We start from the raw sequence: 11,732 nt of genomic DNA, 5'->3' as shown, positions 1-11,732 counted from the left end.
CCACGGCGCGCAGCAGTTCTCCCGCCCCGCGGGCCAGCAGGTCCTCCGCCAGGGCCCGACCCACCGCCTCCGCCCGGGAGACCGGTCCGTTGCGTTCCCCCCGCAGCGCCCGGCGGCCGTCCGGCACGACCACAGCGGCCTGGAGCCGCACCGCGCCGTCGCGGATGATCGCGTGCGCGCCCGCCGGCAACCGACATCCGCCCTGGAGCCGGTCAAGGAGAGCCCGCTCGGCCGTCACCGCCCACCGCGTCGGCCGATCGTCCACCGCGGAGACGATCTGCGCCGCCGTCTCGTCTCCGATCCTGACCTGCACCCCCAGCGCGCCCTGCCCGGGAGCCGGCAGGATCACCTCGAAGGGCAGCCACTCGGCGATCCGGTCCTCCAGCCCCAGACGCCGCAAGCCCGCCCCGGCCACGATCACGGCGTCGAGCTCGCCGGCATCCACCTTCCGCAGCCGCGTCTCGACGTTCCCCCGGATGGGGACGATCTGCAGGTCCGGGCGGACGGCGCGCACGAACGCCGCGCGCCGCGGGCTGCCGGTGCCGATCCGGGCTCCCCGGGGAAGGGTCGCCAGCGTGGCGCCCGGACGTCCGACCAGGACGTCGCGGGGATCCTCGCGCGCGGTGACGGCGCACACCGTCAGGCCCGGGGTGGCCGCCGTGGGCAGGTCCTTCATGCTGTGCACCGCCGCATCCACGCGCCGCTCGAGGAGCGCGACCTCCAGTTCCTTGACGAAGAAGCCGATCCCGGGCAGGGCCTCAAAGGGCGCCTCGGGCTGCTGGTCCCCGGTAGTCCGGATGGTCAGAATGGAGACGGTGAGCGCAGGATGGGCCCGGCGCAGCGCGGCCGCCACCGCCTCCGTCTGGCGCACGGCCAGCGTGCTGCCGCGCGTCCCGAGGACGAAGGATCCCGCCGTCACGGCCGCACCGCCCGGAAGGCTGCCCCCGCCGCCGCGACGGTGTGGGCGACATCGTCGTCGGTATGCGCCAAGGAAATAAACCAGGCCTCGAACTGGGACGGCGGCAGCAGCACCCCGCGTTCCCGCATGGCGTGGAAGAACCGGGCGAAAGCGGCGGTGTCGGCGGCCACGGCCTCGGCGTAGTCGCGCGGCGCCCGAGGCGTGAAGAACACCGTGAGCATCGAGGCCACCCGCGCGATGGAACAGGATACGCCCGCGCGGTCCGCCGCCTCGCGCAACCCCGCCTCCAGGCCTGCGGCCAGGGTTTCCAGGCGCTCGTAGATTCCCGGCTCGGCCAGCCGCCGCAGCGTGGCCGCGCCCGCCGCCACCGCCAGGGGATTCCCCGACAGGGTGCCGGCCTGATAGACGGGGCCGAGCGGGGCGATGAGGTCCATCACGTCGGCGCGGCCGCCGTAGACGGCGAGCGGCAGGCCGCCGCCGACGATCTTCCCCAGACACGTCAGGTCGGGCGTGATCCCGAAGCGCTCCTGCGCGCCGCCTCGGGCCACCCGGAATCCGGTGATCACCTCATCGAAAATCAGCAGGGCCCCGCAGGCCGCCGTCAGCTCGCGCAGCGCGGCGAGGAAGCCGGGCTCGGGCGGGACCACCCCCATGTTCGCCGCCACCGGTTCTACGATCACCGCCGCGATCTCGGCTCCTCGCGCCGCAAACACCGCCCGCGCGGCGGCCAGGTCGTTGTAAGGGAGCACGACGGTGTCGGCGACTGCGCCCGGGGTCACCCCGGCGCTGCCGGGAAGCCCGAAGGTGGCCAGCCCGGATCCGGCCTGCGCGAGAAGCGCGTCGGCGTGGCCGTGATAGCACCCCCCGAACTTGACCACCTTGGCCCGACCCGTGAATCCCCGGGCCGCGCGCAGACTGCTCATCGCGGCCTCGGTGCCGGAACTGACGAAGCGCATCCGCTGCATTGAGGGAACGGCGGCCTGGATCATTCGGGCCAGTTCCGCCTCATAGGGCGTGGGCATGCCGTAGGTGGTGCCGCGCGCGGCGGCCCGCCGGACGGCGTCGACGACCTCGGGCGCGGCGTGACCCAGCACCAGCGCGCCCCACGAGCCGATGTAGTCGAGGTAGCTCCGGCCGTCGACGTCGGTCACGCGCGCGCCCCGACCTTCCGCCACGACCACCGGCGTCCCGCCGACGGCGCGGAAGGCCCGCACCGGACTGTTCACCCCGCCCGGGAAGTACCGCAGGCTCTCCGCGAAGAGGTCTTCCGACGTGGCAGCGACCGCGTCACCCACCGGGCCCACCGTCCAGGTCTCCGTCCAGGTCGAACAGTTCCCTGGCCAGGGCCAGCACCCGCGCGTCGTCGCCTCGCGCGCGGAGCCGGACGAAGGGCGCGTGGAGGAGCTTGCGCAGCGCCCCTTCCACCACTCCGCGCACCGCGCGCCGCTCGCGCTCGTCGAGGCGGTGCAGCCTGGCGCGCGCCCGCTCCAGTTCTTCTTCGACGATCCGCTCGGCGCGGTGGTGCAGGGCGGCGATCACCGGTTCCGCGGCACGGGCCCCCTGCCAGCGGAGAAAGGCTTCCAGCGCCTCTTCGACGATGACCTCCGCCGCGGCCACGTCCTCGGGAGGCGTGGGACCGACCGCCTCCGGCCCGAGCATGTCCAGGTCGATCAAGGTCACTCCCGGCAGGCGGCCCACCTCCGGATCGACCCCCCGCGGGACGCCGATGTCCACCACGAGCAGCGGGGCCGAGCCGTCGCGACCGGCAACCGACGACGCTCCGATCACCGCGTGGTCCGCGCCGACGGAGACGACGAGCGCGTCCAGTCCGTCCAGCGCCGGCGCCAGAACGTCGAGGGGGATGGCCTCCGCCCCGTAGCGGCTGGCCAGGGCTTCCGCCGCCTCCAGCGTGCGGTTGGCGATGAACCTGATCCGCGCCCCGCCCGCGCTGAAGGCCTTTGCGGCGAGCTGGGCCATCTCCCCCGCCCCGACAATCCCGACCGTCCGATCGTGCGCGACCCCCCAGCTCCGGCGACACCGGTCGAACGCGGCATGGGGAATCGAGGCGGACCGCCGCCCCAGACCCGTCTCGGCCCGGACCCGTCGTCCGCAGGCGATGGCCACCTGCAGGAGCCGGTGCAACACCGGTCCCGTCGCCCCCGTCGCTCTGGCCGCCGCGAAGGCGCGCCGAACCTGGCCGAGGATCTGGTTCTCGCCGACGACCATCGACTCGAGCCCGGCCGCCACACGCAGGAGGTGACGGGCGGCCTCCTCATTCGCGGCAAAACCCAGGTGGGGCAGGAAACTTGATTTGTCCACCCGCCGCAGCCGGGCCAGGGCCTCAGCGACCCGGCCGAGGTCGGGCTGCTCCCAGGTGCAGAGGTAGACCTCCGTCCGGTTACACGTCGAGAGGAGGTAGGCTTCCCGCACCCCCGGCAGGGCCCGAACTGCCCGAAGGGCCTCCGGCACCTCCTCCTCGCCAAAGGCCAGCCGCTCGCGCACCTCTAGCGGCGCGGTCTTATGGCTGAGGCCGATCATCGTAAGCATCGGAGGCGCTGAAGAATCCTGGGTAAAGTTGCCAAATTATTCGACTTCCGGAGAAAGACCTCCTTTAGCTACGTGGGCAGCATAGCAGGCGGTCAGCACGCACATCCATAAGGCTGGGGTGGGATTCATATCGGGCAGCGGCCGGATTGTCAGCCGCCTCGGCCCGGCGCAGTAAATTGGTGTAGGGAGACCTAACGAGGAGACGCAGGATCGCCGATGGCCGTCCAGTCGACCCTTCTCAGCCAGCTGCCCGCCGGCGCGCGCGGTGTGATCGAGGCGCTTCCCGAAGACGAGGACCTCCGGGATGAGCTGGCCGCCCTCCGGATGCTCCCCGGCCAGGCGGTGGAGGTGGTCCAGACCTTGCCGATGGGCGGTCCCCTTCTGGTGTCCGCCGGCGGCGGTCTGTACGCCCTGGGGCGCACCGTCGCCGAGCGCGTCCGTGTCCTGGCGTGACGACGGGGGTCTCCTGCCACCCCAGAGTTTCCGCCGCAACAGACTCTCGTCTGCCCACCCTGCTCCTGGCCGGAAACCCCAACGTGGGAAAATCCACGGTCTTCAACCGGCTGACGGGTCTGGCCGCCCTGACGACAAACTATCCCGGGACCACGGTGGAGGTGGCGATCGGCACCGCCGAAATCGCCGGCCGCGTTTTCCGCATCGTCGATCTGCCCGGCACCTACGGGCTGACCGGTTCGGGCGAGGACCAGCGCGCCGCCTGGGAGGCGTTGCTGCGGAGCCGCCCGGAGGGTGTGCTCGTCGTCGTGGACGCCACCAACCTGGCCCGGAATCTCTACCTCGTCCTCCAGTTGATCGACCTGGGGTTTCCCGTCGTCGTGGCCCTCAACCTGTGGGACGCCGCGACGCGGGGCGGCCTGCGCATCGACATCGCCCACCTGTCGGAGCTGCTCGGCGTCCCCGTGATCGCTACGGTCGCGACGCAGGGCCGCGGAGTCATGGAAGCGGCCCGCCATGCCGCGCGGGCCGCCGGCCGATCCCCCACAAGGCGGCACCGCTACAGTGCCCGCCTGGAGGCCGCCGTCGCCGAGGTGAGCGCGCGGAGCGGCGAAACCGGCACCGCCGCCGCCTTCCTCGCCCTCGAGCGCCCGCCTCTCGCGCCAGACACCCCCGCGGCCGACATTCGGGCGCGTCTCCGGGCCGAGGTTGGCGAGGAGGTTCCGCTGTACATCGCCCGCCAGCGCCATGAGGTGGCCGAGCGCATCGCCCGCCTTGTCACCGTCGGCGACGCCGAGCTGCGGGGCAGACACGCCTGGCATCTCGCCACCCGTCCGGCGACCGGGCTGCCCCTCCTGGTCCTCGTCCTCGCCGCCATCTTCGCCGGCCTCTTCTGGGGCGGCTCGTTGCTCGCCGCGGCCCTGGACGGCGTCTGGGCTGCGTATGTCTCTCCTCCGGTCAGGACCGCGGTCGCGCGGCTGCTCGGCACCGGGGTCCCGGCCCGCACCCTGCTGTGGGGCATCGACGCCGGCCTGAACGCGGTCCTGTCCATCGGCCTGCCCTACGTCGCGACCTTCTACCTCGTTCTCGCGGTCCTCGAGGACACAGGCTACCTGAACGCCGCCGCGGTCCTGCTCGACCGGACCCTGGGCCGCATGGGCCTCAACGGTCGAGCGGCCATCCCGCTGGTCGCCGGCGCGGGCTGCAACGTACCGGCGATCATCGGGCTCCGCGTCCTGCGCACCGACCGGGAGCGCCTCATCGCCGGCACGCTCATCACGCTCGTCCCCTGCAGCGCGCGGACCGCGGTCATCTTCGGCGCGGTGGCACGCTTCCTGGGTTGGCCGTGGGCGCTGGCGCTGTACGGGGTGACGACAGGGGTCATCCTCGGCGCCGGGTGGGGCCTGAACCGGATCGTCCCCGGGCCCCGGACGGGCTTGCTCATGGAGATCTTTCCCTTCCGCGTGCCGACCGCCCGCACCGTCGTGCGCAAGACGTGGTATCGGGTGCGCGAGTTCGCGGGCGTGGCGGTGCCGATCGTCCTGCTGGGGAGTCTGGTCCTGGGGGCGCTCTACGAAACGGGATGGATCCGGCTGGCCGCCCGGCCCCTGGCGCCCGTCGTGGAAGGATGGCTGGGCCTGCCGGCGGCGGCCGGCCTGACATTGGTCTTCGCCGTCCTGCGCAAAGAACTGGCCCTGCAGCTGCTGGTGGCCCTGGCCGCGGCGCAGTTTGGCCGCGGCGCCGACAACCTGCTCAGCTTCATGACCGGGCGGCAGATCTTCACCTACGCCCTGGTCAACACGATCTACATCCCCTGCGTGGCCACCATGGCCGTCCTGGGGCGTGCCCTGGGCTGGAGGCGGGCGGCCCTGATCAGTGCCGGCACCGTGACCCTGGCTGTGGCCCTCGGCGGCCTCGCCGCGCGCGCGCTGGCCCTGATCCTCTGAACGGAAACGGCCTCTGCACTGCCCAGCGACCCAGACCTGTCCCTCGGTCGGCTCTCGCTACTTGACGATCAACGCGCCCTTCATCCCCGCCTCGTGCCCACGCCCGGAAACTCTCCCTCGACCTCACCCAGGTTCTGGAAGTAGGTGTTGGACATGACGAACTCGTCCCAGTCATCGACCTTGCCCGCCGGGGTCTTGTAGACCATGAACTCGTGCTCCACGGTTCCCTTGTTCACCAGCACGATCTCGGCCGGCACGTTGGCCTGCAGTGTGATCCGCGCCGGCGTGAATCTGAAGTCGGTCATCGTGATGGTGACCTTCTACGTCTTGGCCGCTCCAATCGCGCTCCCGTACGTCATGAACACCAGCAGGGTTGCGACCCCTGGGGCGATCCACCCTCTCCTCATCGACGTCCCCCCTCGTCAGTTTGAGTTTCGGGCCGTTTCCACGCCGACCCGCGGTCTCCTTCTGCTGCGTGCGTCGCGGGCCGCCACGGGTTCCCCACGTTCACCGGCGTGCGCCTGGGTGGCGACCGGACGCCGGAGCAACGGTGCGACCTCGTGCTCCAGACCCGCGTCGGGGGGAAGGCTAGAGCAGCTTGGCCCCGTTGATCTGCAGCTTGAACTCGCAGCCCAAGAACTGCGCGGCGCGGCGGCACATCACCATGCGGGTGAGGAAGATCTCGAAGTACTCCATGACCTGCGACAGGGTCGTGTCGATGGTCAGCTCCAGGGTCACCGTCTTGCTCTTCTCGTCCACGCGGAGGAAGGAGTGTTCCACCGCGTAGTTCACCCGGTCGTGGATGTCGAAGGTCGTGGGGTCGGGGTTGCGCACGCGCGAGCGGTGCACGTCGGATTTGTCGGCCAGGATCACCGCCGCGCCCACCGGGCTGACCGGCTCCCCGCCCTTCTCCTCGTGGTTGCCAATGGCCCCCATCACCACGGCGCGCTCCACCGGGTCCATGCCCAGCCGCCGCAGGATCTCGTTGGCCAGCACCGCGCCGGTGTGCTCGTGGTTGATCCGGCCCACCAGGTTGCCGATGTCGTGGAGGTAGGCGGCGATGGCCGCCAGCTGCGCGTCCCGCTCGGGGTGGGCCAGGCGCTTCAGGGTGTTGTAGGCGATGTTCGCCGTGAGGGTGGCGTGGCGCGCGCCGTGCTCGGTGTAGCCGATGGCGCCGGTGTACTCGTTGGCCTTGGTGATGTACGCCTCCACCTCGGGGTCGCGTTTCACCTCGTCCAGGGTGATCAGCCGCTGCTTGGCGGCGACAATCTCGGTCGATTCTGCCATCCTCGGTGGCTCCTGCGCGAGGCGCGCCTCTAGGGTCTGGGCGGCCCCGCCTCGCCCACGGGCGACGCCGCCGTCTCCGTCTTGCGGCTCCGCACGTAGGAGACCGCGCCGCGATCGGCTTTGACGCGCACGTTGGGCGCCAGCTCCAGCGTCAGCGTGTCGTCATCCACGTCGTGAATCGTGGCGTGCAACCCGCCCATGGTGACGACGCGGTCCCCCTTCTTCAACTTGCCCAGCATCTCCCGTCTCCGGCGCTGCTGGACCTGCTGGGGACGGATCAGCAACAGGTAGAACGCCACGAGCAGCAGCACGTAGAAGACGATGATCGACGGAAATCTCTGACCGGCCTGCAGGAGCGGCACGACGCACCTCCTTTGCGGCCCACATTGGCCGGGATTCACTTGTACCACAACCGGGCGTTCCCCGCCAGCCTCTCACCAGCTTGTGCGGTACTCTTCAAGCACCCCTCGGGCCCAGGCCTCGAAGCGCCCGGCGGCGATCGCCTGGCGCGCCTCGGCCAGCAGCCTCCCCAGAAAGGCCAGGTTGTGGTAGGTGGCCAGCCGCGGCCCCAGCATCTCGTCCGCGTGGAAGAGGTGGCGCAGGTAGGCGCGGGAGTAGGTGCGGCAGACACGGCAGGCGCACGTCGGGTCCGGCGGGGTGTGGTCGTCCCGGAAGCGCGCGCTGCGTACGGTGAGCCGGCCCTGGCGGGTGAGGATGACGCCGGTCCGGGCCACCCGTGTCGGGAGGACGCAGTCGAACATGTCCACGCCCCGGGCGATGGCGGCCAGGATGTCGGGGGGAGCTCCGACGCCCATCAGGTACCGCGGTCGGTCGGCCGGCAGACGCGGCGTCACCTCGGCCAGCAATGCCTGCCCCAGCTGGCGCGGCTCCCCCACGCTGAGCCCGCCGATGGCGTAGCCGTCGAACCCCAGCTCCACGATCCGGTCGGCGGCCTCGCGGCGCAGCCGCTCGGTGAATCCACCCTGGACGATCCCGAAGAGCATCTGGCTGGCCGGCACGCCGTGCGCCTTGGACCGGGAGGCCCACAGCATCGTCAGGCGCAACGCCTCCCGGGCCTGGGTTTCGTCGGCGGGGTACCCCAGGCAGACGTCCAGGGGCATGACGAGATCGCTGCCGAGCCGGCGCTGGATGTCCAGCACCCCTTCGGGGGTGAAGGTGTGCTCGCTGCCGTCGAGCGGCGAGCGGAAGGTGACGCCCTCGTCGCTGGTCCGGCGCAGCCCGGCCAGACTGAAGACCTGGAATCCGCCGCTGTCGGTCAGGATCGGGCCGGCCCAGCCCATGAAGCGGTGCAGGCCGCCGGCCTGCGCCACCACCTCCGGGCCGGGCCGCAGGTAGAGGTGAAAGGTGTTGGCCAGGAGGATCTCCGCCCCGGTCTCCCGCACCTCGTCGCCGGTCAACCCCTTGACGGTCCCCTGGGTCCCCACCGGCATGAACGCCGGCGTGTGCACCGTCCCCCGCGGCGTGTGCAGGAGGCCCAGGCGCGGTCCCTCCGCGGAGCCGCAGCGCACCTCGAACCGATACCCTTCCATGCCGCGACGAGTATAGCAGAGGAGCGCGCCGGTCCCGAGCCGAATCGCACCGCATTAGGTTGACGAAGGAGGTCCGCGATGTCCGATCGCGCCATCGAGGCCCTGCTGCTGGAAGGTCGCCGCTTCGCCCCGCCCGAGGCGTTCCGCCGCCAGGCGGTGGTCCAGGACCCGCGCATCTACGACGAGGCGGAACGGGATCCGGAGGGCTTCTGGGCCGGGATCGCACGGGAACTGCACTGGTTCACCCCCTGGACGGCGGTCCTGGAGTGGACCCTCCCCTACGCCCGGTGGTTCGTCGGCGGGACGACCAACATCGCCTACAACTGTCTGGACCGCCACCTCGCCGGCCCGCGCCGGACGAAGGCGGCAATCATCTGGGAGGGCGAGCCGGGCGAGGAGCGGGTGCTCACCTACGGCGACCTCTACCGGGAGGTATGCAAATTCGCCAACGTCCTCAAAGGCCTCGGCGTCCGTTCCGGGGACCGCGTGGCGATCTACCTGCCGATGATCCCGGAGCTGCCGGTGGCCATGCTGGCCTGCGCCCGGATCGGCGCCGGATTCACCGTGGTCTTCGGCGGGTTCAGCGCCGAGGCGCTGCGCGACCGCATCAACGACGCCCGGGCCAAGGTCCTGGTCACCGCCGACGGGGGCTGGCGGCGGGGACAGGTCGTGCCCCTCAAGAGGAACGCCGACGAGGCGCTGGAGGGGGCGCCCTCGGTGCAGCACGTCGTCATCGTGCGGCGCATCGGGGAGGCGGCGGCGATCCACGTCCGGGAGGGCCGCGACCACTGGTGGCACCGGCTGATGGCCGACGCTCCGCTGCGCTGCGAGGCGGAAGCGGTGGACAGCGAGCACCTCCTCTACATCCTCTACACCAGCGGCACCACCGGGAAACCCAAGGGCATCATGCACACCACCGGGGGCTACATGGTGGGCACCTACGCCACGACCCGCTGGGTCTTCGACCTGCGCGAAGAAGACGTCTACTGGTGCACGGCGGACATCGGCTGGGTGACCGGGCATTCCTACATCGTCTTCGGTCCCCTGCTGAACGGCGCCTCGGTGGTGATGTACGAAGGCACGCCGGACTACCCGGAAAAGGACCGCTTCTGGACCATCGTGGAGAAGCACGGCGTGAACATCCTCTACACGGCGCCCACCGCCATCCGGACCTTCATGAAGTGGGGGCCGGAGTACCCGCGCCGCCGGGACCTGAGCTCGCTGCGCCTGCTGGGCACGGTGGGCGAGCCGATCAACCCCGAGGCCTGGGTGTGGTACTACAAACACATCGGCGGTGAGCGCTGCCCGGTGGTGGACACCTGGTGGCAGACGGAGACCGGGATGATCCTGATCTCCCCGCTGCCGGGCCTCACCACCCTCAAACCGGGATCGGCCACCCGGCCGCTGCCGGGGATCGCGGCGGAGATCGTCAACGACCGGGGCCAGCCGGTGGGGCCCAACCAAGGCGGCTACCTAGTCCTCACCAGGCCGTGGCCGGCGATGCTGCGGGGGATCTACGGCGATCCCGACCGCTACCAGCAGCAGTACTGGAGCCGCTTCCCCGGGATGTATTTCACCGGGGACGGCGCCAAGCGCGACGAGGACGGCTACTTCTGGCTGCTCGGCCGTGTGGACGACGTGATCAATGTCGCCGGCCACCGGATCGGGACCTACGAGGTGGAGTCGGCGCTCGTCGATCACCCCTCCGTGGCCGAAGCGGCGGTGATCGGCGTGTCCCACGACATCAAAGGGCAGGCCATCGCCGCCTTCGTCACCCTGAAGGAGGGCCACCGGCCGGGACCGGAGGCGGTGGACACCCTCAAACAGCACGTGGTGAACAAAATCGGGGCCCTGGCCCGCCCCGAGCAGATCCTCTTCACGAGCGAACTGCCCAAGACGCGGAGCGGAAAAATCATGCGGCGCCTGCTGCGCGACATCGCGGAGGGTCGGGTGCTCGGGGACACCACCACGCTGGCCGACCCGGCCGTGGTGGAGGCGTTGAAGGAGCGTTACGAGGAAGAAGGCGCCGGCTAGCGCACCGGGAGCGACCAGGAGCCGGTCAGCACCCAGTTCCAGAAGACGCCGAGTTCCGGACGCCGCATCTGGAGGCCTTCTCCGAGGAAGAGGACCTCGATCCGCCGGGCGACGAGTGCGCCGTCGGGGGCGTCCATCCCCTCCACCCAGACGAGGTCGTTGGGGACGATCTCCCCGCGGGAGGTCCGCCGGCCGGTGACGACGGTGGCGTCGGTCATCTGCACATCGACGAACGCCCGTCCGTGGCGGACCGTCAGGACGCTGCCATTGCAGGCGATGACGAAGCCCTTGACGGCCACGACAGGCGGCGGACCGGCCGGGGCCGCGGAGGCGGCGGACCCCAGGGCGATCATGACGATCAGCGCCGGCAGGAAGCGAAGCATGCCTGCCCGTCATTATGCCCGCGGCGATCCGATCGTACGCCCGCGTCAGACGCTGCGCAGGGGCAGGAGGAGTCGTGCGGAGAGCGCGAAGTGGTAGACTCCGGTGAACCGACGAGATGGATGAGCAGAAGCCCCGCAGCCGCGAGGAGATCCTGGCCGCGATCAAGGCCAAGGCCGATGCGATCCGGGCCCAGCGGGCGGCCGCCGCGGTCAAGCCTGAAGCGCCGGCGGGGGGTCCTGCGGCCGCGGCGCCCACCCTCGAGGCCTTCGTCTCCTCGGTGAATGCCGCCGGTCGGCCGGCGACGGCCCCGCAGAACCCCGCGCTTCAGGCCTACGCCAGCGTGAACTACGGGGTGGAGATCACCTGCGCCCCGACGGAAGTGGAAAACCTCAAGAAGATCCTCGGCGGGATCGGCGCCTACCAGAACCCCCTGCGCGGGGACGCCTTCCAGATCGACTACCGGTACTACGCCGAGGCCAGGGCGCGCCTGGAACGCGCCGGCTACACCGTCGAGGAACGGCAGTTCGGCCCGGTACCGCTGAGCGGGTGGACCCCGCTGCGCGGCGGTTGGTCCAAAGTGGTGGATGAGAAGAAGTAACCCTGCAGCGATCC

Annotated in this window: 12 protein-coding genes; 4 read left to right on the top strand and 8 right to left on the bottom strand. The window is 71.0% G+C overall.

What is annotated here, in order from left to right; translation table 11 throughout:
* From hemC to hemA, 3 genes are all read right to left on the bottom strand, one after another.
* Nucleotides 1-919: hydroxymethylbilane synthase (hemC, locus tag QN141_13345; protein MDR7559461.1), on the bottom strand; the 919-nt coding region annotated here is incomplete at its 3' end.
* Nucleotides 916-2,214 (bottom strand): glutamate-1-semialdehyde 2,1-aminomutase, encoded by a 1,299-nt coding sequence (gene hemL / locus QN141_13340; protein ID MDR7559460.1) that lies wholly within the window; start codon nt 2,212-2,214, stop codon nt 916-918. The genes hemC and hemL, both read right to left, overlap by 4 nt.
* Nucleotides 2,207-3,466 (bottom strand): glutamyl-tRNA reductase, encoded by a 1,260-nt coding sequence (gene hemA, locus QN141_13335; GenBank protein ID MDR7559459.1) that lies wholly within the window; start codon nt 3,464-3,466, stop codon nt 2,207-2,209. Before hemA ends, hemL begins: the two co-directional genes overlap by 8 nt.
* A 216-nt stretch (nt 3,467-3,682) precedes the next feature.
* Between hemA and QN141_13330 the strand changes: the two genes are divergently transcribed.
* Together QN141_13330 and feoB are read left to right on the top strand one after the other, a co-directional pair.
* Nucleotides 3,683-3,919: a FeoA family protein gene (locus QN141_13330; GenBank protein ID MDR7559458.1), complete on the top strand. Its 237-nt coding sequence runs from the start codon at nt 3,683-3,685 to the stop codon at nt 3,917-3,919.
* Complete coding sequence (gene feoB, locus QN141_13325; protein MDR7559457.1) at nt 3,916-5,865, top strand: ferrous iron transport protein B; 1,950 nt, start codon at nt 3,916-3,918, stop codon at nt 5,863-5,865. The genes QN141_13330 and feoB overlap by 4 nt, the downstream gene beginning before the upstream one ends.
* Nucleotides 5,866-5,945: 80 nt before the next feature.
* Here the strand turns inward: feoB and QN141_13320 are convergent, their stop codons facing one another.
* The 4 genes from QN141_13320 to tgt form a co-directional block, all read right to left on the bottom strand.
* The gene (locus QN141_13320; GenBank protein ID MDR7559456.1) at nt 5,946-6,170 is read right to left on the bottom strand and encodes a hypothetical protein; all 225 of its coding nucleotides are present in this window, start codon (nt 6,168-6,170) and stop codon (nt 5,946-5,948) included.
* Between the two features lie 283 nt (nt 6,171-6,453).
* A complete protein-coding gene (locus QN141_13315; protein MDR7559455.1) occupies nt 6,454-7,152 on the bottom strand; it encodes an HD domain-containing protein in 699 nt (232 codons plus the stop codon).
* A gap of 29 nt (nt 7,153-7,181) precedes the next feature.
* On the bottom strand, nt 7,182-7,514 hold the full coding sequence (gene yajC, locus QN141_13310; protein MDR7559454.1) for a preprotein translocase subunit YajC: 333 nt from the start codon (nt 7,512-7,514) through the stop codon (nt 7,182-7,184).
* 72 nt (nt 7,515-7,586) lie between these two features.
* On the bottom strand, nt 7,587-8,702 hold the full coding sequence (gene tgt / locus QN141_13305) for a tRNA guanosine(34) transglycosylase Tgt (GenBank protein MDR7559453.1): 1,116 nt from the start codon (nt 8,700-8,702) through the stop codon (nt 7,587-7,589).
* Between the two features lie 78 nt (nt 8,703-8,780).
* Here tgt and acs point away from each other — a divergent pair, with 78 nt between their 5' ends.
* A complete protein-coding gene (gene acs, locus QN141_13300; GenBank protein ID MDR7559452.1) occupies nt 8,781-10,736 on the top strand; it encodes an acetate--CoA ligase in 1,956 nt (651 codons plus the stop codon).
* Here acs and QN141_13295 read toward each other — a convergent pair.
* Nucleotides 10,733-11,119 carry a DUF5666 domain-containing protein gene (locus QN141_13295; protein ID MDR7559451.1) on the bottom strand — a complete coding sequence of 129 codons (387 nt, stop codon included), beginning with the start codon at nt 11,117-11,119 and terminating at the stop codon, nt 10,733-10,735. The genes acs and QN141_13295 overlap by 4 nt on opposite strands.
* Before the next feature lie 116 nt (nt 11,120-11,235).
* On the opposite strand from QN141_13295, the gene QN141_13290 reads away from it, so the two are divergent.
* Nucleotides 11,236-11,718: a hypothetical protein gene (locus QN141_13290; protein MDR7559450.1), complete on the top strand. Its 483-nt coding sequence runs from the start codon at nt 11,236-11,238 to the stop codon at nt 11,716-11,718.
* Nucleotides 11,719-11,732 lie beyond the last annotated feature (14 nt).

It is taken from the genome of Armatimonadota bacterium, assembly GCA_031459765.1.
Lineage (GTDB): Bacteria > Sysuimicrobiota > Sysuimicrobiia > Sysuimicrobiales > Kaftiobacteriaceae > Kaftiobacterium > Kaftiobacterium secundum.
Note: the sequence above shows the minus strand (reverse complement) of the source record. Positions and strands in the feature narration are given on the sequence as shown.

Excerpts from the sequence above, each read along its gene's own strand:
- QN141_13330 (MDR7559458.1), top strand. The coding sequence starts at position 3,683 with ATGGCCGTCCAGTCGACCCTTCTCAGCCAGCTGCCCGCCGGCGCGCGC.
- acs (MDR7559452.1), top strand. The coding sequence starts at position 8,781 with ATGTCCGATCGCGCCATCGAGGCCCTGCTGCTGGAAGGTCGCCGCTTC.
- QN141_13315 (MDR7559455.1), bottom strand. The coding sequence starts at position 7,152 with ATGGCAGAATCGACCGAGATTGTCGCCGCCAAGCAGCGGCTGATCACC.
- QN141_13295 (MDR7559451.1), bottom strand. The coding sequence starts at position 11,119 with ATGCTTCGCTTCCTGCCGGCGCTGATCGTCATGATCGCCCTGGGGTCC.
- QN141_13320 (MDR7559456.1), bottom strand. The coding sequence starts at position 6,170 with ATGACCGACTTCAGATTCACGCCGGCGCGGATCACACTGCAGGCCAAC.
- QN141_13290 (MDR7559450.1), top strand. The coding sequence starts at position 11,236 with ATGGATGAGCAGAAGCCCCGCAGCCGCGAGGAGATCCTGGCCGCGATC.
- tgt (MDR7559453.1), bottom strand. The coding sequence starts at position 8,702 with ATGGAAGGGTATCGGTTCGAGGTGCGCTGCGGCTCCGCGGAGGGACCG.
- hemA (MDR7559459.1), bottom strand. The coding sequence starts at position 3,466 with ATGCTTACGATGATCGGCCTCAGCCATAAGACCGCGCCGCTAGAGGTG.